The sequence below is a fragment of the Streptomyces sp. ISL-36 genome, from assembly GCF_018614205.1.
Lineage (GTDB): Bacteria > Actinomycetota > Actinomycetes > Streptomycetales > Streptomycetaceae > Streptomyces.
Window position 1 is genome coordinate 40,849 of sequence record NZ_JAGGOS010000098.1, and the last position, 19,550, is coordinate 60,398.

The 19,550-nt window shown below is 72.1% G+C and carries 17 protein-coding genes; 9 read left to right on the forward strand and 8 right to left on the reverse strand.

Annotated elements, in window-relative coordinates; genetic code table 11:
- Positions 1–252 precede the first annotated feature (252 nt).
- The 5 genes from J7E93_RS24705 to J7E93_RS24725 all read left to right on the forward strand — a co-directional run bounded on the left by J7E93_RS24705 (position 253) and on the right by J7E93_RS24725 (position 5,572).
- Positions 253–1,464: a YncE family protein gene (locus J7E93_RS24705; protein WP_251067031.1), complete on the forward strand. Its 1,212-nt coding sequence runs from the start codon at positions 253–255 to the stop codon at positions 1,462–1,464.
- A 107-nt stretch (positions 1,465–1,571) separates the two neighbouring features.
- Positions 1,572–2,540 (forward strand): endonuclease/exonuclease/phosphatase family protein, encoded by a 969-nt coding sequence (locus tag J7E93_RS24710; protein WP_308368773.1) that lies wholly within the window; start codon positions 1,572–1,574, stop codon positions 2,538–2,540.
- 135 nt (positions 2,541–2,675) lie between these two features.
- On the forward strand, positions 2,676–3,392 hold the full coding sequence (locus tag J7E93_RS24715; RefSeq protein ID WP_215072135.1) for a flavodoxin family protein: 717 nt from the start codon (positions 2,676–2,678) through the stop codon (positions 3,390–3,392).
- A 57-nt stretch (positions 3,393–3,449) separates the two neighbouring features.
- Positions 3,450–4,724: a VWA domain-containing protein gene (locus J7E93_RS24720; RefSeq protein WP_215072136.1), complete on the forward strand. Its 1,275-nt coding sequence runs from the start codon at positions 3,450–3,452 to the stop codon at positions 4,722–4,724.
- Positions 4,724–5,572 carry a hypothetical protein gene (locus J7E93_RS24725; RefSeq protein WP_215072137.1) on the forward strand — a complete coding sequence of 283 codons (849 nt, stop codon included), beginning with the start codon at positions 4,724–4,726 and terminating at the stop codon, positions 5,570–5,572. Before J7E93_RS24720 ends, J7E93_RS24725 begins: the two co-directional genes overlap by 1 nt.
- Positions 5,573–5,631: 59 nt before the next feature.
- Here J7E93_RS24725 and J7E93_RS24730 read toward each other — a convergent pair whose 3' ends face one another.
- Positions 5,632–5,826, reverse strand: a complete 195-nt coding sequence (locus tag J7E93_RS24730) for a hypothetical protein (protein ID WP_215072138.1) — start codon at positions 5,824–5,826, stop codon at positions 5,632–5,634.
- 126 nt (positions 5,827–5,952) lie between these two features.
- Positions 5,953–7,239, reverse strand: coding sequence for an MFS transporter (locus tag J7E93_RS24735; RefSeq protein ID WP_215072139.1), 1,287 nt, complete (start codon positions 7,237–7,239; stop codon positions 5,953–5,955).
- A 64-nt stretch (positions 7,240–7,303) separates the two neighbouring features.
- Here J7E93_RS24735 and J7E93_RS24740 point away from each other — a divergent pair, with 64 nt between their 5' ends.
- A complete protein-coding gene (locus J7E93_RS24740; protein ID WP_215072140.1) occupies positions 7,304–7,690 on the forward strand; it encodes a MerR family transcriptional regulator in 387 nt (128 codons plus the stop codon).
- A 2-nt stretch (positions 7,691–7,692) separates the two neighbouring features.
- Here J7E93_RS24740 and J7E93_RS24745 read toward each other — a convergent pair whose 3' ends face one another.
- The 4 genes from J7E93_RS24745 to leuA form a co-directional block, all read right to left on the reverse strand.
- Entirely contained in the window at positions 7,693–8,955 is a 1,263-nt protein-coding gene (locus tag J7E93_RS24745; RefSeq protein ID WP_215072141.1) for a YncE family protein, read from the reverse strand.
- A 208-nt stretch (positions 8,956–9,163) separates the two neighbouring features.
- Entirely contained in the window at positions 9,164–10,432 is a 1,269-nt protein-coding gene (locus J7E93_RS24750; protein WP_215072142.1) for an MFS transporter, read from the reverse strand.
- A gap of 112 nt (positions 10,433–10,544) precedes the next feature.
- Positions 10,545–11,486, reverse strand: a complete 942-nt coding sequence (locus J7E93_RS24755; RefSeq protein ID WP_215072143.1) for an ATP-binding cassette domain-containing protein — start codon at positions 11,484–11,486, stop codon at positions 10,545–10,547.
- Positions 11,483–13,186, reverse strand: a complete 1,704-nt coding sequence (leuA, locus tag J7E93_RS24760; protein WP_215072165.1) for a 2-isopropylmalate synthase — start codon at positions 13,184–13,186, stop codon at positions 11,483–11,485. The genes J7E93_RS24755 and leuA overlap by 4 nt, the downstream gene beginning before the upstream one ends.
- 318 nt (positions 13,187–13,504) lie before the next feature.
- Between leuA and J7E93_RS24765 the strand changes: the two genes are divergently transcribed.
- Positions 13,505–14,218 (forward strand): FadR/GntR family transcriptional regulator, encoded by a 714-nt coding sequence (locus J7E93_RS24765; RefSeq protein WP_215072144.1) that lies wholly within the window; start codon positions 13,505–13,507, stop codon positions 14,216–14,218.
- 3 nt (positions 14,219–14,221) lie between these two features.
- On the opposite strand, the gene J7E93_RS24770 is transcribed toward J7E93_RS24765, so the two are convergent.
- Together J7E93_RS24770 and J7E93_RS24775 are read right to left on the reverse strand one after the other, a co-directional pair.
- Complete coding sequence (locus J7E93_RS24770) at positions 14,222–14,701, reverse strand: (2Fe-2S)-binding protein (protein WP_215072145.1); 480 nt, start codon at positions 14,699–14,701, stop codon at positions 14,222–14,224.
- 16 nt (positions 14,702–14,717) lie between these two features.
- Complete coding sequence (locus J7E93_RS24775) at positions 14,718–17,144, reverse strand: molybdopterin cofactor-binding domain-containing protein (protein ID WP_215072146.1); 2,427 nt, start codon at positions 17,142–17,144, stop codon at positions 14,718–14,720.
- Between the two features lie 159 nt (positions 17,145–17,303).
- On the opposite strand from J7E93_RS24775, the gene J7E93_RS24780 reads away from it, so the two are divergent.
- Both J7E93_RS24780 and J7E93_RS24785 read left to right on the forward strand, forming a co-directional pair.
- Positions 17,304–18,008: an NADPH-dependent F420 reductase gene (locus J7E93_RS24780; RefSeq protein WP_285440955.1), complete on the forward strand. Its 705-nt coding sequence runs from the start codon at positions 17,304–17,306 to the stop codon at positions 18,006–18,008.
- Positions 18,009–18,205: 197 nt separating this feature from the next.
- The gene (locus J7E93_RS24785; RefSeq protein WP_215072148.1) at positions 18,206–19,522 is read left to right on the forward strand and encodes a VCBS repeat-containing protein; all 1,317 of its coding nucleotides are present in this window, start codon (positions 18,206–18,208) and stop codon (positions 19,520–19,522) included.
- Positions 19,523–19,550: the final 28 nt, after the last annotated feature.

Genomic DNA, 19,550 nt, shown 5'->3' on the forward strand with positions numbered 1-19,550 from the left:
GGTCTGGGGCGGGGTCGGCCGATCGGTTGACCCCTTGGTCCACCGGACGGCGCTCCACCGGCATCCGATGGGGCGACCCGGGCGGGGTCGCGCCGGGCGCAGGGTGGGGGAAAGGGTTCTGCGGCTCCCGTCGACACGCCGTCGACACTCGGTCGGGGCGCACGACTCGGCCTCATCGTGAAGGGACGACTCCATGCACGCCAAGGACCGGCTTCCGCTGCGGCAGCCCACCGCGGGGCGGGGCAACTCCCGATGAGCCCGAGCAACGGAACCTCCACGGACCCCTCGGGCCCGACGAGCACCGCGATCCCGCGGTACGCGCGCCGTTCCGGGCGCGTCGGGCGCACCCTCGTGTCGGGCGCCGTCGCAGCGCTGCTGCTCGCCGGCTGCGCGCAGGGCGACGGCTCCGCTCCGGAATCCCCCTCCGCCACCGGGTCCCCCGCCCCCGCCCCCTCGGCCACCACCGCGACCACGGCCGCCGGCACGCTCCTCGTCGCCGACTTCGGGTCCGACACCGTCACCTTCGTCGACCCGCGGCGCGGCCCGCTCGGCTCCGTCGAGGTGGGAACGGCGCCGTACGGTCTGGCCGTCGGCGCCGACGGGCCGGCCTGGGTGGCCACGGCCGAAGGGGTGGCCGTCGTCGACACCCGCACGCGCGAGCGGCTCGCGCTCATCCCGTACGAGACCGGCACCGGCCCCGTCAGCACCGGGGAGTACCGGGGCGGCGGCATGGGCATCGCGCTCTCGCCGGACGGCGAGCGGGTCTACGTCGGTGTCAACGTGCCAGGTGGCAACGGCGTGTTGGAGGTCATCGACACGGAGAGCCGTGAGGTGACCGGCACAGTGCCCGTCGGGCGGCGGCCCTTCGACGTCGACGTGTCGCGCGACGGCTCCGAGGTGTACACGACGAACCACGACTCCTTCGACGTCACGGTCGTCGCCACGGACTCGCTCGCCGCGCGCCGCGTCGAGGTCGCCCCGCACGGCACCGAAGGCGGCCTCGGATCCTGGCTCAAACCGCACTACACCGTCGTGCGTCCCTCGGACGGCAAGCTGTTGCTTCCCTTCGAGGGCGAGCGGCTGGTGGTGGTCGATCCGCGGTCGGGCCGCTCGGAGATCCTGCCGATGACCGCCGACACCCACCAGCACGGCGCCGTGATCACGCCCGACGGCACACTCCTCGTCGTCGGCACGGGCCCCATCGACCCCGCCGAGGACGAGGGGCCCTCGCTCACGGTCCGTACGTCCGACGGTGCCGAGCGGGTGTATCCGCTGGCCGGCGCCCACGAGGACGTGGCCGTGTCGAGGGACGGGCGGACCGCATACGTCACCGGCGGTTTCACCCGTGACGGCTACTGGAACGGCATCACCGTCGTCGATCTCCCGACCGGTGACACCCGCCGCCTCGCCGCGGGTGATCGGCCGCTCGGCATCGCGGTCCTCTCGCCGGACCGGACCGCATAGGCCTTCGCAGGAACTGGATCTCCCTCTCCGACGTCCCACCATCAGCGCCCATGGTCCGGCGCACAGATCCGGCGCACAGGTCGTCGGCGGCCGGAAGGGAGCAAGGCGTGGGCGAGGGGGAGGGTGGCTCCGGGGCGTCCCGGCGGCGAGGCTTGGTCACCGGAGTGGTCGGGGCCCTGGTCGTCGCCGTCGGCTGTCTGCTCCTGTCGCACCGCGTGTGGCCCCCTCTGCCGGGGAACCCGGTGGGGCTCCTGGAGACCTTCCTCCCCTGGCTCGGACTGGTGGTGCCCGCCGGGCTCATCGTGGCCGTGGTGCGCCGGTCGGCGCCCCTCACGGTGGCGTGCCTGGTGGTGGCCGTCGTCTGGGCGGGGACCTTCCGGGAGGTGCTCCTGCCGTCCGCGCCCGCCTCCCCCACGCCGTACGGGATGACCGTCGTCCAGCACAACGTGAGCGACGAGAACACCAGCCCGTCCCGCGTCGCACGGGTCCTTCTCGGCGCCGATCCCGATGTCGTGGCGCTGGAGGAGCTGACGCCGACGACCCTGCCCGCCTACCGCATCGAGCTGGGCCGGACCCATCCCCATCACGCCACCGTGGGAACGGTCGGGCTGTGGTCGAAGCACCCGCTGACGGACGTCGCTCGCGTCGATCTGAGACCACGGGCGGTCGGCAGCGGATGGGAGCGCGGCCTGCGAGCGGTCGTACGCGGCCCGCAGGGCGAGGTGACGACGTACGTGGCGCACCTGCCGTCGGTCCGGGTACGGCCGGCCCAGGGGTACGCCACGGGGTGGCGGGACGAGAGCGCCACGCTGCTCGGGCGCGCGCTGGAGAACGAGCCGGCCGGTGCGGTGCTGGTCCTCGGGGACCTCAACGGCACCGTCGACGACCGAGGTCTGGATCCCGTCCTGTCCCAGGTGCGCGGCGACCGCGAGGAATGGGCCTTCAGCTGGCCCGCCGGGTTCCCCCTGGCCCGCATCGACCACGTCCTCGCGCGCGGCGCGGAGGTCACCAGGACGTGGACGCTGCCGGAGACGGGCAGCGACCACCTGCCGGTGGCCGCGCACGTCCGGTTCTGATCCCGGCTCCGGCTCATGCCTTCGGGTGCGCCCGGGTGGCCCGGCCGGGCGGGCGTACCGAGGCTGAAGGGGCACGCCCCGCCCCCCCGCCCCCCATACACCGCCCCCTCCCCCTCCCCCGCCAGGAGACGGCCGATGCCCGAGACCGCCTACCGCTACGACGACCTGCGCGCCCTGTACCTCAACTGCACGCTCAAGCGCTCCCCGGACGTCAGCAACACCGAGGGGCTGATCGAGCGCAGCAGGGCCGTGATGGAGGGTCAGGGCGTGCGGACCTCGCTGGTGCGGGCCGTCGACCACGACATCGCCACCGGGGTGTGGCCGGACATGACCGAGCACGGGTGGGAGTCGGACGCGTGGCCCGCGCTCTACGAAGAGGTGATGGCGGCCGACATCCTGGTGTTGTGCGGTCCGATCTGGCTCGGGGACAACAGCTCGGTGATGAAGAGGGTGATCGAGCGGCTGTACGCGTGCTCCAGTCTCCTCAACAGCCGAGGACAGTACGCCTATTACGGCCGGGCCGGGGGCTGTCTGATCACCGGGAACGAGGACGGGGTCAAGCACTGCTCGATGAACGTGCTGTACAGCCTGCAGCACCTCGGCTATGTGATCCCGCCGCAGGCGGACGCGGGCTGGATCGGCGAGGCCGGGCCGGGCCCGTCGTATCTCGACCCGGGCTCGGGAGGCCCCGAGAACGACTTCACCAACCGCAACACGTCGTTCATGGCGTGGAATCTGATGCATCTGGCGGCGATGCTCAAGCGGGCCGGCGGCGTACCGGCGTACGGGAATCAGCGCTCGGCCTGGGACGCGGGCTGCCGGGCGGACTTCCCCAACCCCGAGCACCGCTGACCCCCCAACCTCCCTCCCGTTTTGGATTGTCGGACGATCATCCCTACGATCCGGCAGATGATCACGAGAAAACGGCTGGCGACCGGAGCATGCGCACTGCTCGCCGCCCTGGCCGCCGGGCTCTTCCCCACCGGCGCGGCCGCCGACGAACCGGCGGCCAAGGAATCCCCCAAGGTCGAGCTGGTCCTCGACGTCAGCGGCTCGATGCGGGCACGGGACATCGACGGCCAGTCCCGGATGGCCGCCGCCAAGCAGGCGTTCAACGAGGTGCTGGACGCGGTGCCCGAGGAGGTGCAGCTCGGCATACGCACCCTCGGCGCCGACTATCCCGGGCAGGATCGGCAGAAGGGGTGCAAGGACACCCGACAGCTGTACCCGGTGGGGCCGCTCGACCGGACCGAGGCGAAGACCGCCGTCGCCACGCTGGCGCCCACCGGCTGGACCCCGATCGGCCCGGCCCTGCTGGGTGCGGCGGAGGACCTCAAGGGCGGTGACGCCACTCGCCGGATCGTGCTCATCACGGACGGGGAGGACACCTGTGCACCGCTCGACCCCTGCGAGGTGGCACGGGACATCGCCGCCCGCGGCATCCATCTCACGATCGACACGCTGGGCCTGGTGCCGAACGCCAAGATCCGGCAGCAGCTGACCTGTATCGCGGAGGCGACCGGCGGTACCTATACCTCCGTCCGCCACACCGAGGAACTCTCCAAGCGGGTACGGCAGTTGGTGGACCGCGCCGCGGACCCGGTCGTCACCCCGGTGGCCGCCAAGGGCACCGACCGGTGCGCCGACGCCCCGCAGCTGAAGACCGGCCTCTTCACCGACCGCGAGACCTTCGGCCAGCACCGCTGGTACCGGGTGGACGTACTGCCCGGACAGGAGTTGCGGGCATCGGTGAGCGTGTCGGCCGACCGCGCCGTCAACGACGACTACGGAGTCCTGCTGCGCGCGGTGACCGTGCACGGTCGTGAGATCGTCCGCGGCTCCGAGGCGGGTGACGGACGCACGGACGTGATCTCGACCGGGCTGCGCTACCCCAAGCCGCCGCTCGACGACGTCGACGGGGACGCGAAGCCGGCCGCGGAGACCGTCTGCCTCCAGGTCAGCAACTCCTTCTCCGCGCCGCCCGGCGTCAAGACGACTCCCGGCATGCCGATCGAGCTGGCCGTCGACCTCGTCGACTCGCCCGACGAGGCGTCCGACGTGGCCGCCTTCGGTCTCGGCCGCGGCTGGTGGCTGCTCGCCGTACTGGTACTGGCCGGTTTCGTGGGCGGTCTGCTGTGGGGCTGGCTGTCCCGCTGGCGCGTCGCCGTCTGGAGGACCAACTGATGCGTACCGTACGTGTGTTGACCACTGCTCTGCTGACGGGAGCCGGGCTGCTCGGCCCGGCCGTTCCCGCCCTCGCCGACACCCCGTCCCCGAGCGGCAGCACGAGCGCCACCGCGACCGCGGGGCCGACCGAGGCGGGCACCACCTTCCGTACCGCCGCCGCGTTCCGCCAGGGCCAGCAGGCCACCGCCGAGGCCTCGACGGGGGACTACCTCTACTGGGTCTTTCCCGCGGACACCGGGCAGCGCCCCACGGTGTCAGCCTCGGTCACCCTGCCCGAGTCCGCCGCCCGGCACGGCTCGTCGACCTGGCGGATCGACGTCTACGACGGCCTGCGCCGCCGTCAGCCCTGCATGTACGGGATGCAGTCGAGGACCGTGGCGAAGGAGGCGCCGGCCGTGGAGCTGTCCTGCACGCTGCGCACGGTCCGCCCCTGGGCCGACACCTGGGACAACGATCCCCTGCCGGGCAGCTATTACGTACGGCTGACGGTGACGGGACTTCCCGAGGAGGACCTCGGTCAGCCGTTCACGGCCCGGGTCGGCGCGGCCTCCGTCGAGAAGGGCGGCGCCTACGCGGGCGGCGGCTCGCTCGCGGCGCCGCTGGTGCCCGGTGCCACGACCGAGGACGTGGCGGAGGCCGCGGCCGGTGATTCGACCGGGGCCGGTGGCTCCACGCCGTCGGCGGTCGAGGCACGGGCGCCCGAGGACGGCTGGTCCTCCGGTTGGTGGTCCGACCGCTGGATCTGGACGGCGGTGGGCGGAGTGCTCGGCGCGCTGGCCGGGATCGGCGGTTACTCGCTGACCCGGGGCTCCGGACGCCCGTCCTCGGCGCCGCCGGCCGTCTGACCCCTGACGAGCGGCCACGACGTGTCACACCGTGACGGGTCGTGGCCGCTCGCGGTACCTCACGGCAGCAGCGGCCTGCCTTCGCGGGCGGCGTCGAAGTGGTCGGCGGTGAGGGCGTCTTCGCCGTGTTGGGCGACGAACGCGAGGACTCGGCCGAGGGGCGAGTCGGGCGGGGGCGGCTCCTCGCTCACCGTGCCGCCGAGCAGCATCGCGCCGAACGCGGCGCCGACGTCCTGAGGGTTGTTCATGTCCATGCGGGCACGATAGGCCGGGCGTCCCGCCCCCTCGGCCCCGGGGCCCGCGAGCGGGCTCGCCGCTCCCTCGCCCCATGCCTCACCCTCGCCTCATGCCTCACCCTCGCCTCATGCCTCACCCTCGCCTCATGCCTCGCCTCGCCCCTCTCCGCCCTCTCCTCCCTCGCCATGGTCTCGCCGTGCGGGAAATCCGTGGGTGCGGGCGGCCGTGACGACGATCAGCACCGGAAGCAGGAGCCCGAGCACGCTCCACGGCAGTGCGCCCGCCCCGAGGAGGTCGAGAAGGAGCCCTCCGGCCACCCCTCCGCCCGCCATGGCCGCGTTCCAGAGGCTGACCAGCATGGTCTGGGCGGTGTCCGCGGCCTCGCCGCCCGCGTCAGCCACGGCGGTCTGCAACAGCGTCGGCGCGCCTCCCCAGCCGAGCCCCCACAGCAGCGCCGCCCCGTACACCAGGACGCCGCTGTCGGCCGGAACGGCCAGGGCGCCGGCCGCGACGGCGAACAGGAGGGTGCCCGCGAGCATCAGGGCCCGCAGCCGGCGGTCGATGTGCAGGCCGGTGAACCAGATGCTGACCAGGGAGGCGGCGCCGAAGACCAGCAGCACGAACCCCGTGGAGTCGCCCATGCCCAGGTGGTCGAGGAAGGTGGCGACGTAGGTGTACAGGACGGTGTGGGCCAGGACGAGGACGACGGTGACGAACAGGACCGGTGCCACGCCGGGCTGGGCGAGGGCGCGCCGGACCGGCGTCCGGCCGCCCCTGGGCTCGCCGGGGTGTTCCGGGACGGTGAGCACGATCCAGGCGATCAGCACGAGGGCGAGGACGGTCATGAGGAGGAAGGTCACCTGCCAGCCCAGGGCGGCCCCGAGGAACGTCCCGGCGGGCACGCCCAGGGAGAGGGCGACCGGAACTCCCGTCATCGCGACGGCGATCGCCTTTCCCTGGAGGTGGACGGGTGCCAGGCGGCGGGCGTAGCCGGCGAGCAGGGCCCAGGCCAGGCCGGCGGCGACACCGGCGAGGAACCGGGCGGCCATGGTCAGCGGGTAGTGGGCCGAGACCGCGGTGACCGTGTTGGCCACGGCGAAGCCGGCGACGGCCGTCAGCAGCAGCCGCTTTCGTCGCCAGCCGGCTGTGGCGGCGGTCAGCGGGATCGCGGTGAGTGCGGTGCCGACGGCGTAGATGGTGACGGACTGGCCCATCGCCGCCTCGCCGACGCCGAGGTCGGCGCTCATCGCGGGCAGGACGCCTGCGGGAAGGGTCTCGGTCAGGCTCGTGATGAAGACCGCCGTGGCGAGGGCGAGGAGGGCGGGCAGGGGCAGCTTCCCGGCGGGTCGCCGGTTCTCACCGCCCGCGGCCTGCCCGGGGTGCGGGGCATGGAGGGTCGAACCGGCCTTCGGTACCGTGTGGTTGCTCATGCCACGTATGCTGAAACCTTCACATTGATGTGAAGGTCAAGCGACATCACGTGAGGTGGACCACATGCGCATCGGAGAGCTGTCGGAGCGCACCGGGACCCCGCGCAGACTGCTGCGCTACTACGAGGAGCAGGGGCTCATCGTCGCCGATCGCACCCCGAACGGCTACCGCTCCTACGACCGTTCGAACGTGGACCGGGTGCTGCAGATCCGGGGACTGCTCGACGCGGGACTGCCGACGCGGATCATCAAGCAGATCCTGCCCTGCCTCGACAAACCCCGGATCATCCACTTCTCCGACGCCACCCCGGAGATGCTCGCGACCCTGGAGAACGAGCGGGACCGGATGACGGAGCGCATCCGGTCCCTGACCCGCAACCGCGACGCGGTGTCCGAGTATCTCGACGCCGTGCGCGAGAAGTTGGCGGGAAGCCCGTCCGCCGACGGCTGACGTCAGCGCGCGGCGGGTCCGGTCCAGCCGGCCGGGACGTGGGCGAGACGGACGCGCTGGGGGTGGTCGCCGACGGCGACCGAGGCGACGGGGCGGCCGGTGGCGAAGTCGATCGCCGTCACGCGGTCCGCGCCGCTCTCCGAGATGACGCAGGCGCGGCCGTCGCCGCTGACCGTGGCCCAGTAGGGCTTGGCGGCCGCGACCAGCGGTCCCTCGCGCAGGGTCGTGCGGTCGACGACGGTCGCGTAGTCGTCCATCGTGGCGGCGACGCAGAGCCGCCTGCCGTCGGGGCTCATCGACATGCCGTGGTGGCGGGAGTCGTTGACCCAGGTGGTGCGGTCGGTGTCGGTGGCGGGGTTCTTGAGCAGTTCCTTGACGCGGGTGATGCGGTCGGTGGCCACGTCGTACTCGAGGAAGCCGTTGAAGAACGAGACCTGGAAGTAGAGCGTGGACTCGTCCGGGGTGAAGGCGACGGGCCGCACGGCGTCGGAGAGGTCCTTGCGGCCGAAGGCGTCGAGCCGCGCGCGCATGTCGATGACGCGTACCTGCTCGAAGGTGCGGGCGTCGACGACGGTGATACGGCGGTCACCCTTGGTCCAGTCGAGCCACGGTTCGTCGAGGGCGGTGGTGACCTCGCCGATGGACATGTTCCAGAGGTACCGGCCGTCGGCGGTGAAGACGTTCTCGTGCGGCTTGTCGCCGGTGGGGAAGGAGCCGACCTCCTTGCCCGTGGTGATGTCGAGGACGTGCACGGTGTTGGAGGTGGAGGCCGAGACCGCGACGCGGGTGCCGTCGGGCGAGACGGCCATGTGGTCGGCCCGGAAACCCGACACCGGGAAACGCCAGTTGATGCCGCCCGTCCGCAGGTCGATCGAGACGACGTCGGCGAAGCTGGGGCGTGAGACGACCATGGCAGAGCCGTCCGGCGTGGCGTACATGTCGTCGACGAACTGGTCGTGCCCCTCGCCGGGGCCCTGACGGATGCCGAGGAAGTACGCCAGCTTGACCGGGTTGAGCCCGATCTCCCACATGCGGGTCTCGCGGTCGGGGATGACGTTGACGCGGCCGATGCGGGCGAAGCCGCCGGTGGACTCGATGACGTCGGCGGTGCCGTCCCAGTTGTTGCCCACGAACATCACCTCCCGCAGGCCGGCCGGGCCCGGAGCCGCCGTCACGGTCCCTCCGCTGCCGAGGGCGAGCGCGAGGGCGGCGGTGAGGGAGCCGAGCAGGAGGCGACGCGCGCCACGCGTCCGGGGAGCAGACATCGTTGTTCCTTCCGGGAGACCGTTCGACACCAACTGCCCCTCCAGCAAGGGCAACTTACCCGACGGTAAGGAGTTGCCGCGCCGATCACAAGACTTCTGTACGGGGAGAAGTCGCGGACCTGACGACGCCACCCCACCCGCCGGGTCCGTGCCCGGCGGGTGGGGTGGCGCGGCCCTCTCCCGGGCCGTGGTCAGTGGCGCCGGGCGCTCAGCGGCGGGCCGCCAGGGCGGGCTCGGCCGCCGCGTCCCCGATCGGGGCGGCCGCGATCGGGGACGCGGACACTGCCGTCCCGGTCGCCGCGGTCCCGGACGCCGCGGTCCCGGACGCCGCGCCGGAACGGCGCTCCAGAGCCGCCGAGAGCACGGCCAGGACCAGGGCGGACCCGGCGAGCAGAGCGCCCACCCAGTTGGGGGCGGTGAAGCCGAGACCCGCCGCGATGACCATGCCGCCGAGCCAGGCGGCGAGGGCGTTGCCCAGGTTGAAGGCGCCGATGTTCACCGCGGAGGCCAGGGTCGGGGCGCCGTGCGCCTGGTCCAGGACCCGCTTCTGCAGCGGGGGCACGGTGGCGAAGCCGAGCGCTCCGATGAGGGCGACGGTGACCGCGGCCGGCACCTTGTGGTGCGCGGTGACGGTGAACAGGCCGAGTACGAGGGCGAGGGCGCCGAGGGACACGTACAGCATCGGCATCAGCCGACGGTCGGCGTACCTGCCGCCGATCAGGTTGCCGACGACCATCCCGAGGCCGAAGAGGACGAGCAGCCAGGTCACGGAGGACTCCGCGTAGCCGGCGACCTCGGTCATCATCGGGGTGATGTAGGTGATCGCGGCGAAGACGCCGCCGAAGCCGAGCACGGTCATCGCCATGGCGAGCAGCACCTGGGTGTTCTTGAACGCGGCCAGCTCACGGCGCAGGCGCACGCCTTCGGGCTGGGGCAGGTCGGGGACGAGCCTGGCGATGCCGAGCAGTCCGACGACGCCGAGCGCGGCCACGACGAGGAAGGTGACGCGCCAGCCGATGGCCTGGCCGATCAGGGTACCGCCGGGGACGCCGACGACGTTGGCGACCGTGAGGCCGGTGAACATCATGGCGATGGCCCCGGCCTTCTTCTCGGGCGCCACGAGCTCCGCCGCGACCACCGAGCCGATCCCGAAGAACGCGCCGTGCGCGAGCGAGGCCACGACGCGGCCGGCGAGCATCACGCCGAGCGTCGGCGCGAGCGCCGAGAGGACGTTGCCGACGACGAAGAGCGCCATCAGCAGCATGAGCATCTTCTTGCGGGAGATCTTGGTGCCCAGGACGGTCATCAGCGGCGCACCGATGACGACCCCCAGGGCATAGCCGGTCACCAGGAGTCCGGCGGCGGGGATCGACACCCCGTAGTCGGCCGCGACCTGGGGCAGCAGCCCCATGATCACGAACTCAGTGGTGCCGATGCCGAAGGCGCCGATCGCGAGGGCGAGGAGGGCGAGAGGCATGGGAAGTGCACCTTCTCCGTACGAGTGGGGGTAGCCGCGCCCACCTCGTCATTGCGGGAGCGCTTTACTTGCGTCCACGATAATTGCGTATGCATTTAATTGCAAGCGCTGGCTAATGTGGGGTGGGAGCGGGCCTCCCGGCTCGGGCGGAAGCCGACCGGACGCGGACGCTCCAGCGGCCACCGTTCCGGTCGAGGACGAGGGGCAGGCCGAAGCAGGTGCCCACCCGGTCTTCCGTGAGGACGTCACCCACTCGCCCCCGCGCGAGGACCCTGCCCTCCCGCAGCAGAAGGGCATGGCTCGTCCCGGCGGGCAGCTCCTCCAGGTGGTGGGTCACCAGGACCGTCGCCAGCCGGGGGTGGTCGGCGGCGAGCGCCCCCAGCGCCTCGAGGAGCCGCTCGCGGCCGGGGAGGTCCAGCCCGGTGGCCGGTTCGTCGAGCAGCAGGAGCCGCGGCTCGGGCATGAGCGCGCGGGCGATCAGCGCGCGGCCCCGCTCCCCCTGGGAAAGGCTCGGCCACCGGGACTCGCGGCGCCCGGCGAGCCCCAGGGTCGTGATCAGCCGGTCGGCGCGCGCTTCCTGCTCGGGACCGGGCCGCCACCGGGGAAGCCGCTCGACGGTGTTGGTGAGGCCGGTGAGGACGACATCGCGCAAGCAGAGGGCGGAGCGCAGCGGATGGCGCGGGTCGACATGGCCCACGTGCGCGCGCAGCTCCCGCAGATCGACCCGGCCGAGGCGGCGCCCGAGAACCTCCACCGTCCCGTGGGTCGGGTGGCCCTGCGCGCCCAGGATCCTCAACAGGGAGGTCTTTCCCGAACCGTTGGCGCCGAGCAGCGCCCAGTGTTCGCCCGGGCGGACGGTGAGCGAGATCCCGTCGAGGATGCGGGCGCCCTCACGGACCACCTCGACGCCGTCGGCGCGCAGGACGACCTCCACGCGCCCGGCCCGCAGGACGGACCCGGCATGCGGGACGGACCCGGTGCGCGGGACCGGCCCGGTGTCCGGGAGGGGCCCGGTGTGCCCGACGGGCCCGGTGTGCCGGACGGGCCCGCTCATCGGGCGTGGGACCGGTTCACGGCGGACAGGACTGCACGTACCGAGGCGGTGAGCACCGACGTGTCACGCCCGGCGCCCCAGACGGTGCGGCCGTCGACCCGGCATTCGGCGTAGGCGACGGCCTCACCGCCCGCTCCCACGCCGGTGGAGTGCTCGCTGAAGTCGAGGACGTCGACCGTGATCCCGATTCCCGCGAGGGCGTCGACGAAGGCGGAGAGCGGCCCGTTGCCGTGCCCCTCGCAGTCCCCGGTCCGCTCCCCCACCCGCAGGGTGCAGACGAAACGGTGCCCCGACGCCGGATCGTGACCCGTGGTCCAGCTTTCGAGGGAGACATGCCCCTCGCCTCGGCCCGGCGCGAGATAGGCCGCGTCGAACAGCGCGTACAGGTCCCCCGCCGTCGCCTCCCGTCCGCTGTCGTCCGTGGCCCGCTGGACGATGCGGGAGAAGTCGCGGCGCAGGCGCTCCGGCAGGTCGAGGCCGTGCCGGGTGCGCAGCAGGTACGCCGTTCCTCCCTTGCCGGACTGGGAGTTGACCCGGATCACGGCTGCGTAGCTGCGGCCGATGTCGGCGGGGTCGATGGGCAGGTACGGCACGTTCCACGGGGCCTGCTCCGGTGGGACTTCGGCGTCCGCGGCCGACTTCGCGTGCTGGGCGAGACCCTTGCTGATGGCGTCCTGGTGGGTGCCGGAGAAGGCGGTGTGGACGAGGTCGCCCGCATAAGGGTGCCGGGGGTGGACGGGGAGCCGGTTGCAGTGCTCGACGACCTCGCGGACCGCGTCGATGTCGGAGAGGTCGAGCATGGGGTCGACGCCCTGGGCGTAGAGATTGAGGGCCAGGGTCACCAGGTCGACGTTGCCGGTGCGCTCGCCGTTCCCGAACAGACAGCCCTCGACGCGCTGCGCTCCCGCCAGGACGGCGAGTTCGGCGCAGGCGACGCCGGTCCCGCGGTCGTTGTGCGGGTGCACGGAGAGGATGACGCTCTCCCGGCGGGCGAGATGGCGGTGCATGTACTCGATCTGGTCGGCATACACGTTCGGCGTGGAGATCTCGACGGTGGCGGGCAGATTGTGCGTGACGGGCCGGTCGGGGCAGGCGTCCCAGAGGGCGGTGAGCCCGTCGCAGACCTCCAGGACGAAGTCCGGCTCGGTGAGGTTGAAGGTCTCGGGGGCGAACTGGAAACGGATGTGCGCGTCCGGCCGCGCGTCCGCGAGCCGCGCCATGAGCGTGGCGGCCGCGCGCACGGTCGCGTGCACCTCGGCGCGGTCACGGCCGAGGACGGTGTCGCGCCAGACCGGCGAGGTGGGGATGTAGAGGTGCACGACCGCGCGGGGCAGCCCCTCGATCGAGGCGAAGGTGCGCTCGATCAGTTCACGCCTGGCGGGGGTGAAGACGACGGGGGTGACGTCGTCGGGGACGGCTCCGGAGGCGACGAGGCCGGCCAGATGCCGGACGAAGTCGAAGTCGGCCCGGCTGGCCGAGGGGTAGCCGACCTCGATCTCCTTGAATCCGGTCCGTACGAGCAGGTCGAAGAAGCGGCGCTTACGGCTCGTGTCCATCGGCTCGGCCAGCGCCTGGTTGCCGTCACGCAGATCGACGGGGACCCACAACGGGGCGCGTTCGAGGCGGGCGGAGGGCCAACGGCGGTCGAGAGCGGGGACCTCGACCCGGTCCTGGTAGGGGCGGTAGCGGTGGTGGGGCATCGGGCCGGGGCGCTGGGGATTCCAGGCGTACGTTCCGATGGTGGCGTCCTTGGTCACGGCGCGGGTGTCCTTCGCTGGATCCTGGTGACCGGCAGCACGGCGCCCCGCGGCGGGGTGCCGGTCGGATCAGGCCCCGCCGCGGCACCCGAGAAGGAGGAGACCGCGGAAGATCACGCGCCACACCTTAGTCACTCCTCAGCTCCTCAGACAAGTACTCCTCAGACAAGTTCACCGGATACGTTTGCCCCGGGGCGTCCTACCGGCGCGCCCGCCCGTACGTTCCCGCGCCCCGGAGAACCGGAGAATCAGGTGACACCCATGCCACTCGGAGCCCTCCGCCCCAGCCCTCTGGTCGAGCAGGCCGCGGAGCGGCTGCGGGCGCAGATCGCCGAGGGCCACTGGCCGGTGGGCACGAAGCTGCCCGGGGAGACGACGCTCGCCAAAGAGCTCGGCGTGGGGCGCTCCACGGTCCGCGAGGCGGTGCGCGCGCTCGCGGGGGCCGGACTCGTGCAGCCTCGACAGGGCGCCGGGGTGTTCGTCACGGCGACCCGGCCGGTGGAGGACTGGCCGGCCCGCCTGCGAAGCGCGGCCGTCACCGACGTCTACGAGGTCCGCATGCTGGTGGAGGTACAAGCGGCGCACCTGGCCGCCCGGCGACGCACCGACGCGGACATCGCGGCGATGCGCGCGGCGCTGGCAGGCCGCAGGGCTGCCGCCCGGGGCGACGACGCGGAGTTCGTGGACGCCGACATCGCACTCCACGCGGCGGTCGTGGCGGCGGCGGGCAACCCCGTACTGAGCGACCTCTTCGGGCAGTTCACCCCGGCGCTGCGGCAGGGCCTGATCGACCTCCTGGACCTCCTCGGCGTACGGGAGTCGGACCCGGGCCACGGCGACGCGTCGCACGCTGCCCTGGTCCGGGCGGTGGAGGCGGGCGAAGCGGAGGAGGCGGCACGCCTCGCCCGGGCCGAGCTGGAAGGGACGCTGGCCCTGCTCCACTCCCCCACCTCCGCGCGCCACGACAACCGCTGACGGTCAGGGCATGCGGCGGGCTCCCGCCACGATCGCCTCGCGGATGCGGTTGTAGGTCCCGCAGCGGCAGATGTTGCGGATCTCGTCGAGGTCGGCCTCCTCGATCTCCCGCCCCTCCTCGCGGGCCCGGCGGACCTTGGCCACGGCCGTCATGATCTGGCCGGGCTGGCAGTAACCGCACTGGGCGACGTCGAGGTCGAGCCAGGCCTCCTGCATCGGATGGAGCTCCTGGCCCACGGTCGCGGGCAGGCCCTCGATGGTGGTGATCTCGTCGGTGGGGGCGATGTCCTTGACCGGGACGGAACAGGGGTTGAACGCCTTGCCGTTGATGTGGCTGGTGCACGCCTGGCAGACGCCGAGCCCGCAGCCGTACTTCGGCCCGGTGACGCCCAGGACGTCCCTGAGCACCCACAGGAGCCGGACGTCGTCCTCGACGTCCGTCGTGACGGCCTTGCCGTTGAGGATGAAGGTGTGTTGCGGCACGGGGGCTCCAGGTCTCCTAGAAGGCGCGGTCGAGACCGTCGACCGGCGAGGCGGGGATGGGCGGGGTGGTGGGCAGCGGCTCGAATCCGAGCGGCTCGGCGTGATTGACGGGGAACGTCGTCGGCATCGTGCCGGTGGCCCGGCCGAACGCGCAGGCGACGGCGGCCATCGCGCCGGCGACGGCCAGCTCCCCCGCACCGCCCGGCCTGTCCGAGGCGGGAGGCATGACGACGATCTCGAGCTCGGGCGGGGTGTTCCACTGCCGCGTGTAGAAGTAGTTGTCCCAACTCCCCTCCAGGAAGTGGCCGTTCCGTAGGTGGAGGCCGGAGGTGAGGGTGACGGCGATACCGTCGATGATGCCGCCCATCATCTGCGCCCGAAGCCCGCGCGGGTTCACGGCGAGGCCGACGTCGACCGCGCAGACCACCTTGGTGACGCGCGGTCCGGTGTACGCGTCGCGGATCTTCCGGCCGGTGGTCTCGGGGCGGCAGTCGATCTCGGCGAGGACGGCGACGAACGCGTGGTACTCGGGGTGGACGGCGATCCCCTGCGCGGTGCCGGCCGGCATGGTCCGGCCCCACTCCCCCACCTCGGCGACCCTCTCCAGAACGGCCCGCGCGCGCTCGTCCTTGAGGTGCTGACGGCGGAACGCGTAGGCGTCCTTGCCCATCCTCCTGGCCAGTTCGTCGACGACGAGCTCCTGCGCGCAGCGGACGTTGGGCGAGTAGATGTTGCGCATCGAGCCGGTGTTGAAGCCCTTGTCCGTCTCGCTGAGCAGCTGGGTCGTGGCACCGAAGTGGTACGGGCTCTGCTGGGTGAGCTGGAACATCGTCTCGGAGAAGGTGAGGTCGGCGACCGGAAGCCGGGCCGCCTCGGCGGTGATGATCTCGCCGACCCCGTGGCCGAAATCGGTGGCGACGGAGGTGTGGCGCTGTTCGTACGTCAGCACCTCGCCGAGGGTGTAGGTGGCCCGGACCCGGGAGGTCGACATGGGATGCGTACGACCCTGGCGGAAGTCGTCGGTCCGGTGCCACATCAGTTTCACGGCCTTGCCCATGGCCCGGGATATCTCGGCGGCCTCGCCGGCGGCGTCGTGGAAGAGCTTGCGGCCGAACGAGCCGCCACCCTCGGTGACATGGACCTTCACGGCGGTGAGCGGCAGACCGAGCTGGAGCGCGATCTCCTCCTGGGCGACGATCGGCGACTTCAGGCTCGCCCAGATCTCGGCCGAGTCCTCCCGTACGTCCGCGATCGCGCAGTTGGTCTCCAGCGCGCTGTTGCTGGCGAAGTGGAAGGTGAAGCGGGCGTCCACGGCCTTGGTCAGCAGGGGCAACGGGGATACGACAAGGGGAAGTTCGGCCGCTCGTAGCTTTCCGAGGACGGTCGCGTCCGACGCGCCCTCGGCGGTGCCGGGCCCCCAGGTGACGTCGAGGGCGCGGACGGCGTCGATGCACTGGCCGAAGGTGCGGCCGCGGACGGCGACGCCGGTGGAGATCCGTACGACGTCCGTGATGCCGGGCATGGCCCTGACCTCGTCCAGGTTCGCGACCGAACGGACCGTGCCGTTGATGGTCGGGGGCCGGCAGACCATCGTGGGCAGCGCGCCGGGCACCTGAACGTCCATGGCGAACTTCTTGCGTCCCGTCACGGCCTCCAGTGCGTCGACGCGGCGCTGCCCGGTGCCGATGACCCTGAACTCGGAAGGGTTCTTGAGAGTGACTCCGACCGCGGTGCCGGTGACGGAGGCCGCCTTCGCGGCGAGTTCGCCGTAGGTGAGGCTGCTGCCCGTCACCGAGGAGACGATCGCACCGGCCTTCGCGGTCAGCGAGCCGACGGCCTCGCCGAGCTCCAGCGCGGCAGCCCGCAGCAGCCGTTCCCGGGCGACGGCAGCGGCCACCCGGATCGGGGTGAAGGTGGAGATGGTGGTGTTGGAGCCCCCGGTCAGCTGGTTGAACAGCAGCTCCGGCCTGGCGTCGGCGAGCGTGACCCGGATCTTCTCCAGCGGGAGGTCGAGCTCCTCGGCGATGAGCATCGCGCTGGAGGTCGTGATGCCCTGACCGACCTCGGCCCGCGGCAGGGCGAAGGAGGCGGTGCCGTCGGCTTCGATCCGGATGGTGATCAGATGCGCGGTGGGCAGCGCGGCGTGGGTGAGCATGTCGTTGAGGTCGTAGATCTCGGAGACACCGGGCAGCGAGGGGACGACCGAGGGAGCCGCGGCGGCGGCGGGTGCGAGGACCGCCTCGCCGAGCTGCGCGGCGACGGTCAGGGTCGGTGCCGCCAGTACGTAACCGAGGAACCGGCGCCGGTCCACTGCCCGCGGCGCGGATTCCCCCGGCGCGGATTCCCCCGGCGAGGGTTCCCGCGGCGGGGACTGCCCGGGCGCGGACTGGCGGCGCGTGGACTGCTCCTGCGGGTGCTGCTGCGCATCGTCGCGCGCTGTCATCGGCTGCCCTCTCGACGAACCACGAAGGAGGACGATCATCGCGCACGAGGCGCCGCGCGCGTCCCGGAGGGGCGGAGGCTTCACCGGGAGCACGCCAAGCCCTCACGACAACGATCGCGGAACCGGGGGGAATAGGTGCACCGGGACCGCGGTTCTGCCCTGGCGTGGCATTCCGCCGCATCCGCTCGGAAGGAAGCTCCCATGAAGATCGGCATCATCGGCGCAGGCAACATCGGCGGCAACCTCACCCGCCGCCTGACGGCCCTCGGACACGACGTGTCCGTCGCCAACTCCCGGGGACCCGAGACCCTCACCGCTCTGGCCGAGGAGACCGGCGCCACCCCGGTCACCGTCTCCGAAGCGGCGCGCGGTGCCGAGATCGTCGTGGTCACCGTCCCGTTGAAGGCGGTCCCCGACCTGCCGTCCGGCCTCTTCGACGGTGCGGCGGAGGGCTTCGCCGTCATCGACACCGGCAACTACTACCCGCGCCAGCGCGACGGCCGGATCGCCGCGATCGAGGACGACGGCCTGACCGAGAGCCGCTGGACCGAGCAGCATGTGGGCCACCCCGTGATCAAGGCGTTCAACGGCACCTACGCCGAGGACATCCTCGACAAGCCGCGCCCGGCCGGCGACCCCGAGCGGATCGCCCTGCCGGTGGCGGGCGACGACGAGGCGGCCAAGAAGGCGGTACGGAACCTGATCGACGAGCTGGGCTTCGACACGGTCGACGCGGGCGGGATCGACGACTCCTGGCGCCAGCAGCCCGACACTCCCGTCTACGGCCTGCGCGGCGGCGTCGAGACGGTCACCCGCGCGCTCGCGGACGCGTCGCCGGAGCGCCCCGAGGCCTTCCGGGGATAGCGTCTCCTCTCCGGCGGGCCGCTTGCGGGTGGGCCGCTTGCGGGTGCGGGGCAGAGAAGCGATCTTCAGGGGCGACCGATCCGGACACCCTAGTGCCGGGTCCCGAAGGGCCGTCCGCCCGTACAACCTTTCGCTCCCTCGTGCGTCACAGAGATGTGGCGCATGGTGCGTCTGACGGCTCTGAGGGAGAACTGCACGTGCCCCCTGCTCACTCCACCCGACGGCGGCTGGCCGCCGCCATCGCCACCGTCCTCGCCGTCACGCTCGGCTCGGGCGCACTGAGCGTCCCGGCGACTGCCGCCCCCGTCACGGCGGACGCGGCGGTGACGACGGACACGGCGGCCGCCGCCGAGGACGTCATCACGCTCGCCGACGGCAGGTCCGCGCCCCGGTTGGTCGCGACCGCTGGTGAGCCGGCCGAGGTCACACTCGTCCGGCACACCGTGCCGTCCGTCATCGATCTGAGCAACAAGAGCTTCGTTTCGATGGACTGGGAACTCTCACAGGACGGATGGGCCACCGTGGTCCTCCGCCATACGCGGACCGGTATCACGACCAAGCACCTTCTGGGCAGCGCGGGGCACCCGCGCACATTCAGCCTTGCCTGGGATGCCCACGACGTGGTGACCGGCGATGCCCCGAACGGCGACTACACCTGGACGATCACGGCCGAGTCGGTCGACGGCGTTCCCTTCGACTTCACGGCCTCCGGCTCCTTCACTGTCGTCCGCAAGACCGCACCGCACGACTTCAACGACAACGGCTCGCTCGATGTGCTCGAGCGGGACCCCTGGGGCGGGTTGTGGCGGGTCGACACCTCCTCCTACGACGGGTCGTTGAGCTTGGCCTCCCGCCTGCAGATCGGCTGGGGCTGGCAGGCCTACGACCGCATCGAGGCGACGGGTGACCTCGGCGGCACGCCGGTCGGTGACCTCCTGGCCCGCGACAAGTCCGGTGTGCTGTGGCTGTACCAGGGCAACGGCCGGGGTGGCTTCGCCACCCGGATCAAGGTCGGCACAGGCTGGCAGATCTACGACAGGATCGCGGCCGGCAGCGACCTGACGAACGACAGCCGTGCGGACGTGATCGCCACCGACAAGTACGGCGGTCTCTGGCTCTACCCCGGCACGGGGAACGCCGGCGCGCCCTTCTCCGCCCGGAAGAAGATCGGTACGGGCTGGGGCGTCTACAACGAGTTGACCGCCGTCGGGAACATCGCGGGCGGTGCGGCCGGTGACCTGGTCGCCCGTGACAAGTACGGCGTGCTCTGGCAGTACCTGGGCAAGGGTGACGGCACGTTCGCCCCGCGCACGAAGATCGGTGGCGGTTGGAACGCGTACACCCATCTCGTCGGCGTCGGTGACGTCACGAAGGACGGCCGCGCCGATCTCCTCGGCTTCGGCGCGGACTCCGAGTACCTCTACCGGGCCACCGGCGACTGGCGTGCACCTTTCGCCCCCGTCCAGCAGGCCTTGCTGCACTACCCCGACCACGCGTACGACCACATCGCCTGAGGACCGCGATGCACATCGCGCTGCGGAC